Below are 17,367 nucleotides of genomic sequence, written 5' to 3'. Positions count from 1 at the left end.
CCGCCGCTGCCCCGGTTACCGGTCAGTCATAGTATCCCTGGCCGCGAATGAAAACGCTTTCGAGGTCGGTTGCTGACAATTGGGTGGAAATCCGGCGATCCCGGCGGGACAGCGCCCCCCTCTGTCCTGCGCCCTTTGCCACCGCTTGGCATCTCCCCCACTTGGAGGAGATTGGACGTCACGTCGGCTTCGCAAATCGCCAACGTTGTAGGAATGAGCGGGCGTGGAAACTGCCGATCTCCCCCCTTGTGGGGGAGATGCCAAGTTTGGCAAAGAGGGCAGGACAGAGGGGGCGCGAAGGATCGCTACAGAACGCCTTGTTTCTACACCGCCGCAGATGGTCAGGGCCTCGCCCTGCCGACGCGACCTGCATCAGCGGCTTGATCAGCCGCGCACGACGAGACGCTTGATCTTGCCCTTCTTGAAGGCGGCGAGGAAGCGGGCGTAGTCTTTGAAGGCGACGCAGCCGCTCGATTCCGCGCGGCCGCCGCGCAGCAGGTAGGTGTGGGCAAGAAAGCCGTCGCGGCCATATTTGTTTTTGCCGTCGATAGGAGTGAGGCGCAGGGCCTCCACCCCATGGAAGCGCGATTCGCGCAGCCTCAAATCGTAGGTGTGGGGCGGCGTCGGGCCGGCATTCTTCCGGTTGGCATAGCGCGGCTGGTCGGCCATCGAGCCCCGTCCCGAATGCGCCTCGAGCCGTGAGCCGTCCGGCATATAGACGGTTTTCGCCGAGATGTCGTAGACGGCGACGCCGCTGCCCACGCCGGGCCTGCTGAACAGGTTGCGGAAGGCCCCGCCGCCCGCCGGGCTGTCGGGCTTGGCATAGGCCAGCATGTCTGCGGCTTTCGACCGCTTGGCCGGCTTGCCCGGGCTGCTTTGCATGCCAGGGCTGCCCTGCATGCTTGGCACGGCCACGGACGACGAGCTCCTCGGTGACAACGTCGGCGCCCGGGGCGTATCGACCTCCGGAGCGTCGGCGGTCTGCACCTTGTTGGCTTTGGATGGCTGAGATTGGGCCTTGGCGGCCTTCGATGCCTGGACCTTGGGCGCTTTGGCCTTGGGTGCGTCGACCTTGGGTGCGTCGACCCCGGGCGCCTCGTCTGACTGATCGATTTCCGCCTGCGGGCGGAAGGTCGGCAAGGGAACGCTGTCGGGCATTGCGTCCTGCGGCGGCAGCGAGGCCATCTGCACCTCGCCCTCTTGCGACGCAGCAGGGTCAGCCGTCGTCACTTGCGGCAGCACATCGATCATCTGTTCCGGCAATGCACTCGCTAGCGCCAGTGCCAGACGGGAGGATCGTTCGATTTCCGCAACCTCGGGCCCGAAGCGCACGGACGCGGCACCGTGCTGATCAGGCACCGGCTCCGCAAAGCGCGCTGCCGTTGGCAGACTGGCGACCGCAAACGGCGCGGCCCCGCCGGAGGCGCGGGCAAAGGCAGCAGCAAGCTTTTGCGGCGACAGCGCCGCTTTCGCCACCACGCTGTCGAAGCGCGATTGCGATGAGATTTCGTCGACAAGCTGCACAGTATCCGGCCGCGCTAACGGCTTGAGACGCGCCGCTTTGCCTTCATGCACGAAGCTAGCGGCGGCCTGCGCGCAACCGGCATCACATCGGCTGAGCAGCGACGCCTGACGCTGCCGGCTTGCCAGTGGCGGCGCCCACGAATTGGTCGATGAATTGGGAAGCGTGCGCTGGGGATTGGCGAGCGCGATGGTGCGCGGCGCGAGCAGGCTTGGCGGAAGACTGTTGGAGGCGGCGGTGAGCGAGGTTCCCATCGAACGGAGGCCGGCCACGGTCGCCACCGACCACAGAGCGATCGCCACGCCAACAATGGGAATCGCGGCCCAGCGCAGGCCGGGCCTCGTCAAAGTCAATCGAGAATCAGGATTGTCACCCCGGTTTTTCAAACGCACAAACACCATACAACCAACCTCAATCGGCCTCGCGGCATGCGGGGCTCGCAGCCGTCACAATCACAGTCGCCTAGTGCCCCCAGCACGCTTCGCGTCTGTTGCCGATTGATTCAAAAGATGGACAAACTTGGTTAACCAATCCCTCTACCGATCGCCGATTGGGCGACGGTCGATTTCAAAAAAGCTCCCTCCACGACAATGAAAATGGCGGAAATGCCCTCCTTGTCAGGCTTTGCTGCCCGTTTTTGTAGGCCGAGTCAAGAAACCGAAAGGATTAGACCTTGCCTGGGCTGGCGCCAGCTGAAGGATAAAAGCGTTCGCATCCCCATGATCGTGCGCGCAGGCTGCGCTGCCGGCGCCGCCTTGGCCCGCGTCCTCCGTCGGAGGCGCGGGCCATTGCGTGCGCACGCCTATGCGGCGCGCAGGCTTTCCGCCGGGCGCAAATTCTGATTCATGCGGAACAGGTTCAGCGGGTCATAACGCTGCTTGATTTCCAGAAGCCGCCGATAGTTGCCGCCATAGGCTGCTTCGACCCGGTCGACCTCGTCCTCGGGCATGAAGTTCACATAGGCCGTGCCGGCGGCATAGGGCCTGGCCGCCTCGTAAACACCGCGCGCCCAGTCGATGCAGGCGCGGTCCATTTCCGGTTCGCGCCAGCGGGCGTGAACATTCATGACGAAATGCGCGCTGCGTTGCGGAAACGCCGTTGCATCCGCTGTCACGCGGCCCGCGGCACCGCCGATATGAGCGAAGAATATCTCGCATTCCGGCCCCGGAAGCCGGGGTATCGCGGCCGTGACGACCTCGATCGCGCTGTCGGAAAGCTCGGTGAAGTCATGACTCTTCCAGTAGTTGCGGGCCCCGGGCGTCAGCAACGGATCGAATGCCTGCTCCCAGCCGGTGAACGGGTTAGGGCCGACCACATCGGCAATCGGTGTGCCGATGGCGCGAAGCCTTTGCGTCGCTTTCTCGCCCTCCTGAAGGCCGCCGCAATAGCACATGGCCAGAACCAATACCTCCTTGCCATGCCATTCGGCCGGCAGGAACGGCAGCGGCGGCGCCTGCCGCATGACCACCCAGCAGGTCAGCTCATTGGGCGCTGCTTCGAGCGCAGCTCGGTATTCCCCCAACACGTTTTCGGCATCGGCGAAGGGATGAACGACAAGCCCCGACAGCACCTGCGGACCGACTTGGTGGAGCTTGAACTCGAAAGCCGTGACGACGCCGAAATTGCCGCCGCCACCGCGCAGCGCCCAGAACAGGTCCGGATTTTCGGTCTGGCTGGCGCGCAGCAGCTTGCCGTCGGCGGTAACCACATCGGCGCAGAGAAGATTGTCGATGGTCAGGCCGAATTTCCGCGTGATCCAGCCGAAGCCGCCGCCCAGCGTCAGGCCTGAAATGCCGGTGGTCGAGTTGATGCCGATCGGCACCGCCAATCCGAAGGCCTGTGTTTCCGCGTCGACATCGGCGAGCGTCGCACCAGGTTCCACCCATGCCCGCCGCGTCGCCGGATCGACCCGCACCGATCTCATCGGCGACAGATCGATCATCAGGCCGCCATCGCAGACAGCGCTGCCGGCGATGTTGTGGCCACCGCCGCGAACCGCGACGAGCAGCCTGTTTTCCCTGGCAAAATTGACGGCGGCGATAACGTCGGCGGCGCCGGCGCAGCGCACGATCAGCCCGGGCCGCCGGTCGATCATGGCATTCCAGATGCTGCGTGCGTCGTCATAAGCGGCGTCGCCCTCCCTCAGCACAGTGCCGCGCAATTGTGCCGAAAGCGCGTCCAGGGCCGCGGCATCGACCGTCGTCTTGCCGCGATCAAGCGTGGTGAGGCTCATGCTATCCATGGCTTTCCTCCCGATTGTTTTTGAGCCGTTTTTCCCTCCACCCGTTTCGAAGTGTGCCCTTATGTTAGAAGACGCGCAAGTTCCTAGTCGCTTGCTGAGCGATATTGCGCAACCCGCCTACTGGTTAGCTCTCATTGAGACTAGGGGCTGGGTAAAAAGCCCCGCCGGCGGGCCAAGCCGAGATGGGTGCTGGATCGCCGTAAGGCGGTCTCCGCCGGTTCGATCGAGGAACTACGCAGCGGTCCACGGAGTTAGGCGTATGAGCAACCAATGCAGAGGAGAGCTCTGATGGCACCGCGCAGAAAACCCGACGATCCGTCCGAAGGCCCGACCATCGAACAGCAGGATTGGGACGCGATCAAAGGCAGTAAAATTCTACCAGACAGCGTGCCGGGAAACGGCGACATCCGTTACGACATCGAGAAGGAGGCTGAACTGCCCGAGGAAGACGACGACAATCCGTACCAGGAAAGCGACGAGGCGCTGCCGGACGACGAAGAGGAACGCGCCATCTCGCGCAACCCCCCGAAGCAAGATATCGACGAGCCGTGAACAGCATTCAATAGCGGCTAATATCTCGACACGGTGATTTTGACAGGGTCGGGGCCGATCGGCAGCGAATGTCCACAGTCCCTTTCAGCGCCAACGCCCCCTCCCTCCCAGGGTCCCCGCGACATCGCTTTGCTCCTGCTCCGCCCTGGGACGACAAAAGGCGTGATGGCTGTGGCTAGTCGGCAGCGTTCGAGTTGGCGCTGGAGGCGGGGCGGCAGCGAACGGCGCAATCTGCAGCAACAGAAAAGACCCCGCGGGGAGGAGAAGCGCGGGGTCTTTGTCCGAATGCCGTCCGAACGGCTTTCATAGTCGCTGGAGTAGAACGACTGTGCTTCCAATCGTGGCCGGCGGATCTTGTTCCATCAAAACCAAAAAAGATGGCGCCCGTTTGCGGTTTCGCCAGCATTGCTGCTTGGATTGCCATCGGCCCAACCCGTCAATCACGATTTCTGTCTGGCGGAACAACGCCGAAAAACGCTCGGTGGATAGTTACTCGCAACCAGCGACGCAACTCCAATGGAGACTCACCATGATGAAGAAAATTCTTTCTGCAACGGTAGTCAGCATCGCCCTGGCCACTTCGGCGATGGCGCAATCAAACGGTACCGAATCCGGCACCAACGATCCGGGAGTGGCCACCGGGACAGGCACTGGCACCATGGCTCCCAGCACCGATAATGCAACTCCTGCCGATCCAAACGTAACCGGTTCAACAACCACAGGCTCCGACGGCATTGGTGACCGGTGTAAGGAAACGGCAGGGGTCGACGCGGATGCAAACGCCGCCAGTGGCACTGCAACTTCGGAAATGGAGAATTGCCCCAAGTGACAAAGCCAGCGCTTGTTGAGGTCGCTAGTACCTTGGTTTACGCATGACGCGCCGCACCACGTGTTAGACAAAGCCGGGTATCGGCTTTGTCTTGCCGCTTAGTTGCGCGCCCAATGTCAGTGCCTGCGGAAAATTCCGGACAATTGCCGCCATCAAGGTGGCGTTACCGGGGCGAAGGGCAATGCCGGCAATCGCTGCAGCGGCGTAGACCCGCGTCGAAAACAGTGTTTTCCAGGCCGCCTCATAGCGTCTGCCGGCAGCCTGCCGCCCTGCGCTGCCGCTTTGCGCGGATGCGAGTTCCGAAGCCAGCAGCCAGCCGGACTGAAGCGCCATCGAGATGCCCTCTGCGATGACAGGATGAGACTCTCCGGCTGCATTGCCGACGCGGAAGATATCCCGTTCGTAGCAGGAGCGAATTCCCGGCCGGATCGGACCTGCGGCAAGCCATGCACCGTCGGCGTGAGCTGACTCCAGGGCATCCCTGACACCCCGGCACGATTCCATCAGATGACGGGAGACCGCATCGGCGGCCGACAAATGGGTCTGCTGGTTGGGCCCAGGTTGTTTGCGCAACCGTGCGAGCATATCGCGCCGAATGCAGCACGAGATCGACAGTCGGCCATGATCTGCCGAAACCATGCCACCATAACCGCCGGGGAATACCAGCAGGGGCATCAAATCAGGCGCCAGGGACGACCCGATGAAATGCGCCTTGAAGCCGAGCAGGTCCGAAGGGCGGTTGGTCTTCCCGAGCTGGCTGGGCAGCGGTCCTGGTTCCCAGGAGCCGTGTGCGGCGACAATCACCGGCGCACGTAACATCGTCGTTTCGTTTCCGCCTTGAATTCGCACCATTTGCATCTCGCCATCCCGGTCGATGGCGACGGCGCGGCAAGGCTGAAAGATCTCGACGCCCGCCGATCGCGCCGCCTGCAAGAGCAGACAGTCGAGAATATCCCGGCCGAGCGCCCGGCCGAAGCCATCGTTTTCAGCGGGCCGATCTTTTGCACGGGGCCCATTTTTTGCAGGAGGCATGGGCGCCTCGACAGTAGCTTCGCCGGAAAAGAAGCCGACACGGCGGATTTCGGGGCCGGCATTGGCACGCCAGGTTTCGCCGATCTCCAACTGGTCCAGGAGCGCAAGATTGCTTGCCGATATATATTCGCCGCAGACCTTGCGGCGCGGGAACACGCTCTTTTCCACAATAGCCACGGCCCATCCGCGCCGGGCCAGCGTGAGCGCGACGGATGTGCCCGCCGGGCCGGCGCCTATGATGATCGCGTCATGGGTCCGCGTCATAGGTCATCACCGGTGCAGGCGCCGACGAAAATGTGGGAAAAAAGGCCGGCGCGCCGTTCCTCGACCGGTTTGCCTTTTGCCGCAAGCCAGAGACCGGAAAGCTCGCTGCCGCGAAAACCGGCGCGCACGCTTTGAGCCGCGTCGTTTCGTGTCACGTCATTGGCGCCGATTGCCGGCAGAAGACGCGTCGCGGCCAACGCCAGTTTCGTCCGCAACGGCTCTGTCGCCACGAGCAGCGGGGTCTTCGGCGCCATCAGCGAAAACAGGCGCACGAGCTTGGCATCATCGAAATGGTGCAGAAACAGATTGACGGTGATCGCGTCGAACCGTGTGCCCTCATTCTTTCTCGCCCAGTCGAAGACATCGGCGGTGACGCCTTCGATCGTCCATCCCAGCCTGTCAAAATCACCACGCAACTGCGCGGTGATGAGGTCGACGCGGTCGAGCATTACCAGTTCGACCCCAGGCCAATGCCCGGCCATGCGTCGCGCTACCGCCAGCATGAAGGAGCCATCGCCGGCGCCGATCTCCAGAATCCGGCGTGGCGGCCTTGGCACAAAATTCCTGAGCAGCGACGCCATGATCTTTGCCTGAAACATCAGCGCGTTGATCCGACGGAGGTCGCGGCGCGCGGCAAGCGCTCGCGGATCGTCGCCCGCAAGCCCGTCGAGGATTTCCGGCTCAAGCTGACGGTGCTCCAGGCCGCTCATGACACCGTTCGGAAAAGCATGGTTTCGGCTGTCAGCCCGGGTCCGAACGACATGCCGCAGCCGAGCAGGCCTGGTGGCGCCTTCAACATCTCTCTCATCACGAACATGACGGTCGCGGACGACATGTTTCCATATCGGCGCAACACCTCGCGCGATGGCTCCAGCGCGGCGGGCGCGAGTTTCAGGGCTCGTTCGACGGCGTCGAGGACCGAACGTCCACCCGGGTGCACGGCCCAGAGGTCGATCGCCTCGGTCGGCTGGTCGCCGAGGATGGCGTCCTGGTTGCTCCGCAACGCTTCATGGATCGCTGCCGGGACCTGGCCGGAAAGAACCATTTCGAAACCGTGGTCGCGAATGCTCCAGCTCATCAGGTCCCGCCGCTCGTCCGCCACGATACAGTAAAAGCTTTCGAGCTCGATGCCGTGCGGCTCGGCGGTGACGAGCGCAGCCGCACAGCCATCGCCCCAGAGGCAGAACGACAACAGTTTTTCCAGTTCGCTGGTTTCCCGCAGATGCATCGTGCAAAGTTCGATATTGACCAGCAGGACTCTGGCCTGCGGGTCGGAGCGGACGATGTGGCGGGCAAGCTTGAGGCCGTTGATCGCCGCATAGCAGCCCATGAACCCGATCATCGTGCGTTCGACCCTTTCCGGCAGGCCGCATCGCGCAACCAGCTCCAGGTCGATGCCCGGCGCTGAAAAACCGGTGCAGGTGGTAACGATAAGATGGGTGATGCGGGAAACGCCGCCACCAAGCTCTAATCCGTCGACGCCTTTTTTCGCCAGAACAGGTGCGGCATCTCCGAACATTGCCATTCTCTCGGCCGTTCCAGGAAAGGCGCCCCGGATGAACCTCCCGGCCAGGTCTGCTGATGGTCCTTCGGGGTCGCCGGCAGGTGCAAAGCAGGAATAGCGGTGCTCGATGCCGGCAAGGTCAGCCATGCGTTTGAAAATTCTTCGGCGATCGGCCGCAAGCATGGAGGCCGCGAAACGCAGATAGAATTGATGAACCTCGTGCTCCGGCACCGTTGTCGCGATCCGGTTGATATACGCTTTGGCCGGCATATTCTGTCTCCTCGGCGTTGTGCACGGTATACTTTGGGGCCACCGCCGGAGGTTGTTTGGTCATCGGCACCAGATGTGGACATCAGGTTTTGAGTGTTGTTCGATGAACGTTTCAGAGAACTGATTTCATCCCGAGGTCCAGCATGTGCTGTTTGCCAGGCTATGCTTCGGTTCGCCGGCACTAGGAACATAGGATCCATCACCGAGGCGTCCACCGAAGAGCCCGCGCCTCGGGCCGAGACGCCATTGCGTCCAGCCCTCACTGGCGCGGTCTTTTTGCTGATCGATGGAACATTAGCGCATACTAACAGTTGTAGGATGACAGCGAATATCTCCCGGATATTGGCTGCTGGATCGGGGCCCGTGCCCCGGTCGGCCCGCGCTCCTCCAGAAGCGCGGGCTTCCCCGATGCTAAGAACAATTGCCGGCTTGAATACCCTCCAAGACCCAGCGCTCTCATCTGACGCCGCGGTTCCTGCCTTGAGCGGGTGATGTCCGCATCCGCTCGACTTTTGCGTCGTTCCGCATGGTCCCAATTTACCGCTCGAGCCCTTTCCCGGCTGTGAGGGGCTGTGGCGCGTGAAAATCACCACAGCGGTTGACCTTCCAGCAGATGGAAGGTCTATTTTCCATGCAAACGGAGATTTTCTTCATTGAACATTGGCATCGCATCCGAGAAATCCGGCCTGCCGTCCAAGACGATACGTTACTACGAGGACATTGGGCTTTTGCGCCCGGCGCGGACAGACAATGGGTATCGTGACTATTCGGTAGCCGACATCCACCGCCTCCGGTTTCTGCAGCGCTCGCGCAGCCTGGGTTTTTCGGTCGACGAATGCCGCCAGTTGCTGTCGCTCTATCAAGACAAGGACCGCGAGAGCGCCGACGTCAAATCTATCGCAGAAGCCAAGTTGCGGGAGATCGACAGGAAGCTCGCCGAACTCGTGGGATTGCGTGGCCTGCTTCATCATTTGGTCGAGCACTGTCATGGCGACGAGAGGCCGGACTGCCCGATCATCGACGAATTGGCGGGAGAGGGCATGGTTCAGTGAAGTGGACCGCCGTGGTGATGCTGTCGCTTGCCTGCGCCTCCGCGGTGGTGGCCGCGGCCGGACCTGACCCAATCGTCGCGACGCGCCAGTCCTCGATGAAGGAGATGGCCGCTGCCGCAAAGACGATCGCCGGGATGTTCGATGGCAAGCTGGCCTATGACGCTGCGGCGTTCAAGGCGGCGGCCGGGACGTTACGTGCCCGCACCGGCCCTGCCCTCATTGCGGAATTTCCCAGCGCGACATTGGGTGCGCCTTCGGGCGCCAGGTTGGAAATCGACCAGGCCCGTTCGGAATTCGAGGCGCTGGCCCGTCACATCGGGACGCTGGCCAGCACGCTGGCCGCCAAGGCCGAGCGGGCGCCCGCCAGCATCACCGACGACATGAGGATGGATTCCGGCCCGGCGATGGGCGGCGGCAGCTTGCTGGGCAAGCGGCCGGCAGCGGCGGAAGCCGATCCTGCCAAGGCTCCCGCCGAGCACCTCCTGCATCTTATCCTGCAGGATTGCTCAAGCTGTCATTCGAAGTTTCGGCAGAAGGTCCTGTGATCGCCGACCGATCCGCGAGATCACCGGATGGCTGACCGGCCGGATGCGGCTTGATTGACGTTGCGGCGCCTTTTCTTCATTGTCCTATGCCTGCTCCGAGGTTTCAGCAATGAAGCGCAGTCTCGCTTTCGGTGTGATTGTCGGCAGTGTGATCGCCGTCGGCCTGCTGGGCGGCAGCGCAATTTTGATTGCTGGTCAGTCCAGAGTCTCGCAAGGTGCAATCCAGTCGTCGGTTACCCGCACCCCCGAATTGATTGACAGTGCCTGGAATCTCCCCGTGGCTGTCACTTTCAATGCCGATGTCACATGGCAATCAAACGGATCAAGGTGCGGCCCGGCAAGCGTTGCAAACACATTCCGCTCCATCGGCGAAGAGGAGACAACCGAAGCCGAAGTCCTCGCGGGAACCGGAAAGTGCTGGACAGGCTTTTGCATCATCGGGCTCACGCTGGACGAGCTTGCCGAGGTCGCTCGAACGAACACCAAGCGGAAGGTCTCCGTGCTTCGGAATCTGAGCGCTGATGCGTTTCGCGAGCACATGAGGCGCGCCAACGATCCCGGCCGCCGCTACATCGTCAACTTCACCCGTGAGAAGATTTTCGGCGCCGGCAGCGGCCATTTTTCCCCGGTCGGAGGGTATCTGGAGGCCGAGGACATGGTCTTCGTCCTCGACGTAAACAAGGACTACAAGCCCTGGCTGATCGAGCGTGAGCGCCTGTTCTCAGCCATGAACACAATCGACAGCGATGGCGACAAAAAGCGCGGCTTACTGCTTATCGAGTAGCACGGTCGCAAGCAGTTTCGCAGACCGCCAACGAGCGTAGTGCCTCAGCTCGGCCGCCAGCGCTGGGGCAATCTCGCGTGCTGCAAAAGGCGGTCAGGGATGCGCGGGTCGAGGCGCTGTCGGGCTTCCGCAAGGAAGTCGCCGGCGGTAGCTATCCAGCGACGCCGAAGTCGCCGGCATTGCAGAAGCCGCGCTTGAGGAATTTCGCACGTATCCCGGAAGCGATTGCCTTGCCTTCAATCGACGAGCACAGCGACCACGGCGGTGCAGTCACCCGCATTGACCAGTCCGGGAAAATGGCGTGCGGCCAGAAGGCCGGACATTGTTGCCCTGATCTCTTGAGGTGCGGCACCGGTGCGGCCGATGGAGTGGATGCGCGCCAGGACCTGGTCCTCTTCGACCGGCTCACCGAGATCGATCATCGTCTCGATCATCCCGTCGTCCTCGGCGAATGAGAAGCAATCGCCCGACGGCATGTCCAGCCAGCGGGTCGGCTGCATCTCGACCGCACCGGCGACAATGCCGGCATGGCGCAGCACATTGAGCACGCCGCGACGGGCGATCCGCACCGTTTCCGCGCGCGAGGTGCCGCCGCCGCCAAGCTCGGTGGTTATGAACAGCTTTCCCATCTCTTCGGCGGCAGTGTCGAACATGCCGACCGCATCGATCTCCAGCATCTTCATCGACCACGGTGCCGAGAACGCCTCGACCGCGGCGAAGCCTTTCGCTTCCAGCACCTTGTCGGGCCGGATATGGGCGGCGCAGAACGGCACGAAGTCGAGCGTCTTGCCGCCGGAATGGAAGTCGAGCGCGATGTCGGTGCGCGGCAAAAGTTCCCGCTGGAAGTAATCCGCGATCTTCTCGGTCACCGTCCCGTCGGGCCGGCCGGGAAAGCTGCGGTTGAGATTGCCCTTGTCGATCGGCGAGGTGCGGGTGCCGGCACGGAAGGCCGGATAGTTCATCGCCGGCACGATAATCACCGTGCCGCTGACTTGCTTCGGATCGAGCGTGCGGGCGAGATCATAAAGCGCCAGCGGCCCCTCATATTCGTCGCCATGATTGCCGCCGGTGAGCAACGCGCTCGGCCCGCCGCCGTTACGGATCACGCAGATCGGGATCATCACCGATCCCCAGGCCGAATCGTCGCGGCTGTAGGGCAGGCGCAGGAAACCGTGCTGCACGCCGTCGCGGTCGAAATCGACGGTCGGCGTGATCGGCGATGGGGGAAGGCTGGATATCGGGCTCAATTCTTCACCACCAGCTTGCGCGGCACATTGGCCAGGCACTCGACCCCGGTCTCGGTGATCAGGATGGATTCGGTGATCTCGAGCCCCATCGTCTCCAGCCACAGGCCGGTCATGAAATGGAAGGTCATCCCCGGCTTCAGTTCGGTGCGGTCGCCGGGACGCAGGCTCATCGTGCGCTCGCCCCAGTCCGGCGGATAGGAAAGCCCGATCGGATAACCGGTGCGGTTGTCCTTGACGATGCCGTATTTCTTCAGCACCGCAAAGAAGGCATTGGCGATGTCTTCGCATGTATTGCCGGGCTTTGCCGCGGCCAATCCCCCCTCCATGCCTTCCAGCGTCGCCTTTTCGGCATCGAGGAATTCCTGCGTGGGTTTACCAAGGAACACAGTCCGGGAAAGAGGACAATGGTAGCGGTTATAGCAGCCGGCGATCTCGAAGAAGGTGCCCTCGCCCGATTTCATCGGCCTGTCGTCCCAGGTCAGATGCGGCGCCGACGCATCGGCGCCCGACGGCAGCAGCGGTACGATCGCCGGATAGTCGCCCCCAATCTTTCCGTCTGGCCCGTCGACGCCGCGCGTGCCGGCATCATATATCTCGGCGACCAGATCGCATTTGCGCATGCCGACTTCGATCTTGTCGACGATGCGCTGGTGCATCACTTCCACGATGCGGGCGGCCTTGCGCATATAGTCGATCTCGGTCCGGCTCTTCACCGCGCGCTGCCAATTGACGAGTGCCGTGGCGTCGACGAAGCGGGCGTTGGGCAGATGCTTCTGCAGCGACGCGAAGGCAGCGGCCGAGAACCAGTAATTGTCCATCTCGACACCGATGCTGAGCTTGCCCCAGCCGCGATCGGCCAGCACCTGCGCGAGAAAATCCATCGGGTGGCGTTCGGTCGACTGCACATAGTGGTCGGCATAGCCGACGATGTTGTCATGGGCGAGATAGGCGGTGCGCTTGGCACCGTTGGCGTCCTGGCCGCGCCCGTACCACACCGGTTCGCCCGACGGCGGCACGATGACAGCCTGGTGCACATAGAACGACCAGCCATCATAGCCGGTCAGCCAGGCCATATTGGACGGATCGCTGACAACAAGCAGATCGACGCCCTTGGCCTCCATGGCCTTCCGTGTCTTGGCGAGGCGCTCCCCATATTCGCCGCGCGAGAATTTCAAATTAGGCTGCATTTTCTTGGTCCTCGTTTGTTGGGCCTTGCGGCCCAGCATCAGCTTTCGAAAATCGTACCGGTGTTGGCCGCCCGGGCACGGTCGCGGGCGAGCGTGGCGATCGCCGTGTCCTGCACGCCGGTGCCGGTCAGGTCGGCGATGGTGATGTCGCTGGCCGAGCGCCGGCCATGTCTTTCGCCGGCGATGATCTGGCCGAGTTCGGTAATCTCGGCATCGGCCGCCATCACGCCCGTCGCGATGGCATGATGCAGTTCGCCCAGCAGCCGCGTCTGTTTCGCGCTGTCGGCGACGTAGAGATCGGCCATGCGCAGGATCGCCGGCGCGATCTCGTTCTTGTGCTCGGCGTCCGAGCCCATAGCGGTGATGTGTTGGCCGGCCGAGATGAAGCCGGCCTTGATCAGCGGCTCGGTCGACGGCGTCGTGGTGACGATGATGTCGGCGCCTGCCGCCGCCGATGCCGCATCGGGGTCCGCACGCACGACGATGCCTAGTTTTTCGCGCAATGTGTCCGCCGCGGCTTCGGCCTTGGCGGCGTCCCTGGCCCAGATGCGGGCCTCGGCGATCGGCCGCACCAGCATAAGCGCCTCGAGCTGCAGCCCGGCCTGGACGCCGGCGCCGAAGATCGCGGCGATCGAGGAGTCCGATCGCGAAAGGTGTTTAGCCGCGACCGCTCCGGCGGCGGCGGTACGGATGTCGGTCAAATAGCCGTTGTCGAGCAGCAGAGCGTCGACCAGCCCTGTTTTTGACGACAGCAGCACCATCATGCCGTTGACGCTGGGCAGGCCGAGCTTCGGATTGTCGAAGAAGCCGGGACTGATCTTGATCGCAAAACCGTCGATCCCAGGCACATAGGCGGTCTTGACGTCGACCTCGCCGCGATGCTCGGGAATGTCGAGCCGCAGGATCGGCGGCATCGCCACCGGCAAGATAGCGAGCGCTCGGAACGCATTTTCGACGCAGGCGACGGCATCGAGATCGAGCTTCACGATCCCGCGCAGTTCGGCTTCGGTGAGTATCGTCATCCGGCTCATGCGGCGCTCCCCTCAATTGCTTCGCCACAGATGATTTTCCTGTGCAGCGTCATGTCGATGTTGCGGCCCGACAGAATGAGCACTGTGGTGCCGCTCGCCCTGACCTTGCCGGCAAGCACGGCGGCGATGCAAACCGCGCCGGCGCCTTCGACGATCTCGCGCTCCTGTTCATAGGCATGGCGGATGCCGGCGGCGATCTCGTCCTCGCTGAGCAGGATTACGTCGTCGAGCAGGTCGCGGCACATCGAGAAGGTCAGCCGGTTGTCGAGGCCGACGCCGCCGCCGAGCGAATCCGCCAGCGTTGGCAGTTCCTCGACCAAAACTGGATGTCCGGCGTCGAGGCTCGCCTTCATCGCCGCACCCCGCGCCATCGAAACGCCGAGGACCTTCGTGCCGGGGCTGACGCCCTTCACGGCAGCGGCGACACCAGCCGCCAGCCCGCCGCCTGACAGCGGCACCAGCACGAGGGCGGCGTCCGCAACCTGCTCGATGAGCTCCAGCCCGAGCGTGCCTTGCCCGGCGATGATATCAGGATGGTCGAAGGGCGGCAGCATGACCAGTCCCTCTTCCGCGACCAGCCGGTCGACCTCCTGCTGCGCATCGTCCTGGCTGTTGCCGACGATGCGGATCTCGGCGCCGAGCCGGCGGATTTCATCGAGCTTATTCTGCGGCACGAGTCGCGACATGCAGATCGTCGCGCGCATGCCTTCGAGCTTCGCCGCGTGGGCCAGCGCCCGGCCGTGATTGCCGGTCGAGGCGGCGACCACGCCACGCGCCTTCTCCTCGGCGTTCAGCGAAGCAATGGCGTTCGAGGCGCCACGCAGCTTGAAGCTGCCGGTGGTCTGCCGATGTTCGAGCTTGAGATAAACGGGCGCGCCCAAGTGCCCGGAAAGACTCGGGGAAAGCACGGTCGGCGTGCGCTCGACCTTGCCTGCGACGCGCTCGCGCGCGGCGCGGATGTCGGAGAGGGTGATAGGCGCAAGTGTCATGGCCTCATTGTCCCAACGGCAGCGTCATCAGACGGCCGAATTCGGCGCGCGGCTCGTCGTCGCCGCAAAGCCGCAGACAGTTCCAGACCGTTGCCTGGTTGCTGGTCACGACCGGACGGCCGATTGCCTCTTCCATGCCGACCACGGCAAGTGCGGCCCGCAGCGCCGTGCAGGAGACGAACAGCGCGTCCGCTTGCGCATCGGTCGCCTCGCGCGCCAGATCGACCAGCGTGGCCGGTGCAATCCGCGCCATCTCGCGGTCGTCGTCGAAGCCGAGACAGGTGAAGCTGGCGATCTCGAAACCGTGCGCCGCGAAATAGGCCGCCACCGGCCGGCTGGTCTCGACCGTGTAGGGAGTGAGAATGCTGATCGTTCCGGCGCCCAGCGCCTTCAAGCCACGCGCCCCTGCCATCGGCGGTGTGACCACGGGCACGCCGGGCTTGGCCGCCTGCACCGCCGCCTCGATCTCGGCATCGCCGATGACCACGGAGGCCGAGGTGCAGGAATAGCAGATCGCGTCGAGTGGCTCATCGGGCAGGATGAGCGCGGCGCCCGCCGTCAGCGACGGCTGCATCTTGCGCAAATTGTCCGGCGTCGTCGGATTGGCGTAGGGAATGCGCGCGACATAGACGCCGATCCGCTCGCTCGCCACCATGCGGCGAAAATCCGGTTCGGTCGTATGGTCGGTAGCAAGGACGATCAGGCCGATGCGCTTTTCCAGGGGACGCGCTTCGAGCGCCGGCCGTGTCGGCGTCAGTCTGATTTCGGGCAAGTGTTTCATGAAAGACTACCTCTCGATCTTGCCGTAACGGCGTTCCAGCCAGCGCAGCAGCACGACCGAGAATAGGCTGATGACGAGGAAGAAGGCGCCGACCAAGGTCATCGGCTCGACATAGCGGTAATAGGTGTTGGCGACGCTCTTGGCCTGGTTCATCAGTTCCAGCACGGTGATCGCCGAAAGCAGCGGCGTCTCCTTGAACATCGCGATGAAGTAGTTGGCAAGCGCCGGGATCATCGGCGGAATCGCCTGCGGCATGATGATGTGGGTCCAGGTCTGCCGGGCGTTGAGATTGCAGGCCTTGGCGGCTTCCCACTGGCCGCGTGGCACATTGTCGATGCCGGCGCGATAGACCTCGGCCGTGTAGGTGCCGTAATGCAGGCCGAGGCCGATGACGCCCGCCACCAGCGGCGGCAGCAAGATACCGATATCCGGCAGCACGTAGAAGATGAAATAGAGCTGCACCAGCAGCGGCGTGCCGCGGATGAACTCGGCGAGGAAGCCGACGGTGCGCGATAAGCGCTTGTTCGGCGAGCGCCGCGCCAGGGCGATGGCCAGCCCGACGATCGCGGCCAGGACCGAGCCGAGCAGCGTCGCCAGGATGGTGATCTTCACGCCGTCGATCAGCGTCGGCATGATCTCCCAGACGAAGTTCCAATCCCACTCCATTATGAGGCCCGATCCATCAGACGCGCACCCCATCGAGGCCGCGCGCCATGCGGCGTTCCAGCGAACGCACGCCCCACGAGATGATCAGCGCAAGGCAGAAATAAATGACGAGGATGGTGGTGAACGGCACCATCGTGTTGCCGGTCTGCGAGCGCACCACTTGCGCCTGGAAGGTCAGGTCGGTGAGCGAGATCAGCGAAACGACGGCGGTGGCCTTGAGCAATTCGATGGCGTTGTTGCCGAAGGTCGGCAGCATGACCAGCAGCGCCTGCGGCAGGATGACATGGCGCATGGCTTGCCAGCGGCCGAGATTGAGCGCGGTGCAGGCCTCGTACTGTTCGCGGCCGATCGACTGGATGGCGCCGCGCACCACCTCCGCGCCATAGGCGCCGACATTGAGGCCAAGCGCCAGCACGCCGGCCTGCAGCGGCGTCAGCGAAATGCCGATGAAGGGCAGCACGAAATAGGCCCAGAACAGCTGCACGAAGATCGAGGTGCCGCGGAAGAATTCGATATAAGCTGTGGCCAGCGCCCGAACGGCGAAAAAACGCGACAGTCGTCCTAGCCCGGCGAGAAACGCCATGATCAGGGCAAGCACCGACCCCATCAGCGTCAGCTCGATGGTAACAAGCGCTCCCTGCAATATCAGGCCGAAATAGCCGGACCATTGGGTCATGAAGGTCGAAATTTCCAGCGTTTTACGGTTGTAGTCTTGGCATCTTCTCCCCGTTCACGGGGAGAAGATGCCGGCAGGCAGATGAGGGGCAGAGCCAATCCGGCAGAACTGGCGCGGCCCCTCATCCGGCCTTGTTTGTGCATGTCGTTATCCCAAAACCGCTGCGCACTTTTGGGCGACATGCATTCGGGCCA

General features: G+C 63.2%; 17 protein-coding genes. 5 read left to right on the top strand and 12 right to left on the bottom strand.

The features are described 5' to 3' along the window. Positions 1–384: 384 nt before the first annotated feature. Together AC0L3I_RS11190 and AC0L3I_RS11185 are read right to left on the bottom strand one after the other, a co-directional pair. Positions 385–1,875 carry a DUF2778 domain-containing protein gene (locus AC0L3I_RS11190; RefSeq protein ID WP_473526925.1) on the bottom strand — a complete coding sequence of 497 codons (1,491 nt, stop codon included), beginning with the start codon at positions 1,873–1,875 and terminating at the stop codon, positions 385–387. A 449-nt stretch (positions 1,876–2,324) separates the two neighbouring features. Next, positions 2,325–3,764, bottom strand: coding sequence for an FAD-binding oxidoreductase (locus AC0L3I_RS11185; RefSeq protein WP_473526924.1), 1,440 nt, complete (start codon positions 3,762–3,764; stop codon positions 2,325–2,327). Positions 3,765–4,052: 288 nt separating this feature from the next. On the opposite strand from AC0L3I_RS11185, the gene AC0L3I_RS11180 reads away from it, so the two are divergent. Further along, positions 4,053–4,316, top strand: coding sequence for a hypothetical protein (locus AC0L3I_RS11180; protein ID WP_473526923.1), 264 nt, complete (start codon positions 4,053–4,055; stop codon positions 4,314–4,316). 529 nt (positions 4,317–4,845) lie between these two features. Then, positions 4,846–5,145 (top strand): hypothetical protein, encoded by a 300-nt coding sequence (locus AC0L3I_RS11175; RefSeq protein WP_473526922.1) that lies wholly within the window; start codon positions 4,846–4,848, stop codon positions 5,143–5,145. Positions 5,146–5,208: 63 nt separating this feature from the next. Here the strand turns inward: AC0L3I_RS11175 and AC0L3I_RS11170 are convergent, their stop codons facing one another. The 3 genes from AC0L3I_RS11170 to AC0L3I_RS11160 are packed head-to-tail and all read right to left on the bottom strand — an operon-like array spanning position 5,209 to position 8,215. Then, positions 5,209–6,441 (bottom strand): NAD(P)/FAD-dependent oxidoreductase, encoded by a 1,233-nt coding sequence (locus AC0L3I_RS11170; protein WP_473526921.1) that lies wholly within the window; start codon positions 6,439–6,441, stop codon positions 5,209–5,211. After that, complete coding sequence (locus AC0L3I_RS11165) at positions 6,438–7,151, bottom strand: methyltransferase domain-containing protein (protein WP_473526920.1); 714 nt, start codon at positions 7,149–7,151, stop codon at positions 6,438–6,440. Before AC0L3I_RS11165 ends, AC0L3I_RS11170 begins: the two co-directional genes overlap by 4 nt. Next, positions 7,148–8,215: a type III polyketide synthase gene (locus AC0L3I_RS11160; protein ID WP_473526919.1), complete on the bottom strand. Its 1,068-nt coding sequence runs from the start codon at positions 8,213–8,215 to the stop codon at positions 7,148–7,150. The genes AC0L3I_RS11165 and AC0L3I_RS11160 overlap by 4 nt, the downstream gene beginning before the upstream one ends. A gap of 653 nt (positions 8,216–8,868) precedes the next feature. Here AC0L3I_RS11160 and cueR point away from each other — a divergent pair. The 3 genes from cueR (at position 8,869) to AC0L3I_RS11145 (ending at position 10,596) form a co-directional block, all read left to right on the top strand. Then, a complete protein-coding gene (gene cueR, locus AC0L3I_RS11155) occupies positions 8,869–9,267 on the top strand; it encodes a Cu(I)-responsive transcriptional regulator (protein WP_123148164.1) in 399 nt (132 codons plus the stop codon). After that, a complete protein-coding gene (locus tag AC0L3I_RS11150; RefSeq protein ID WP_244602786.1) occupies positions 9,264–9,812 on the top strand; it encodes a cytochrome c in 549 nt (182 codons plus the stop codon). The genes cueR and AC0L3I_RS11150 overlap by 4 nt, the downstream gene beginning before the upstream one ends. A gap of 109 nt (positions 9,813–9,921) precedes the next feature. Continuing rightward, entirely contained in the window at positions 9,922–10,596 is a 675-nt protein-coding gene (locus AC0L3I_RS11145) for a phytochelatin synthase family protein (protein WP_473526918.1), read from the top strand. A 236-nt stretch (positions 10,597–10,832) separates the two neighbouring features. Here the strand turns inward: AC0L3I_RS11145 and doeB are convergent, their stop codons facing one another. From doeB to ehuC, 7 genes are read right to left on the bottom strand one after another with little or no spacing between them, the layout of a single operon-like run. Next, complete coding sequence (gene doeB / locus AC0L3I_RS11140; RefSeq protein ID WP_473527001.1) at positions 10,833–11,834, bottom strand: N(2)-acetyl-L-2,4-diaminobutanoate deacetylase DoeB; 1,002 nt, start codon at positions 11,832–11,834, stop codon at positions 10,833–10,835. 5 nt (positions 11,835–11,839) lie between these two features. Then, a complete protein-coding gene (doeA, locus tag AC0L3I_RS11135; RefSeq protein WP_473526917.1) occupies positions 11,840–13,030 on the bottom strand; it encodes an ectoine hydrolase DoeA in 1,191 nt (396 codons plus the stop codon). Positions 13,031–13,068: 38 nt separating this feature from the next. After that, the gene (gene eutC / locus AC0L3I_RS11130; RefSeq protein WP_123148091.1) at positions 13,069–14,061 is read right to left on the bottom strand and encodes an ectoine utilization protein EutC; all 993 of its coding nucleotides are present in this window, start codon (positions 14,059–14,061) and stop codon (positions 13,069–13,071) included. Then, positions 14,058–15,050, bottom strand: coding sequence for a hydroxyectoine utilization dehydratase EutB (gene eutB / locus AC0L3I_RS11125; protein ID WP_473526916.1), 993 nt, complete (start codon positions 15,048–15,050; stop codon positions 14,058–14,060). The genes eutC and eutB overlap by 4 nt, the downstream gene beginning before the upstream one ends. Before the next feature lie 4 nt (positions 15,051–15,054). Further along, entirely contained in the window at positions 15,055–15,831 is a 777-nt protein-coding gene (gene eutA, locus AC0L3I_RS11120) for an ectoine utilization protein EutA (protein WP_473526915.1), read from the bottom strand. Between the two features lie 6 nt (positions 15,832–15,837). After that, positions 15,838–16,497 (bottom strand): ectoine/hydroxyectoine ABC transporter permease subunit EhuD, encoded by a 660-nt coding sequence (gene ehuD / locus AC0L3I_RS11115; RefSeq protein ID WP_473526914.1) that lies wholly within the window; start codon positions 16,495–16,497, stop codon positions 15,838–15,840. 16 nt (positions 16,498–16,513) lie between these two features. Further along, positions 16,514–17,173, bottom strand: coding sequence for an ectoine/hydroxyectoine ABC transporter permease subunit EhuC (gene ehuC, locus AC0L3I_RS11110; RefSeq protein ID WP_473526913.1), 660 nt, complete (start codon positions 17,171–17,173; stop codon positions 16,514–16,516). Positions 17,174–17,367 lie beyond the last annotated feature (194 nt).

Source organism: Mesorhizobium sp. WSM4840 (genome assembly GCF_055811755.1).
The sequence above is the reverse complement of the archived record's forward strand: the minus strand, read 5'-3'. Positions and strand labels throughout refer to the sequence as shown.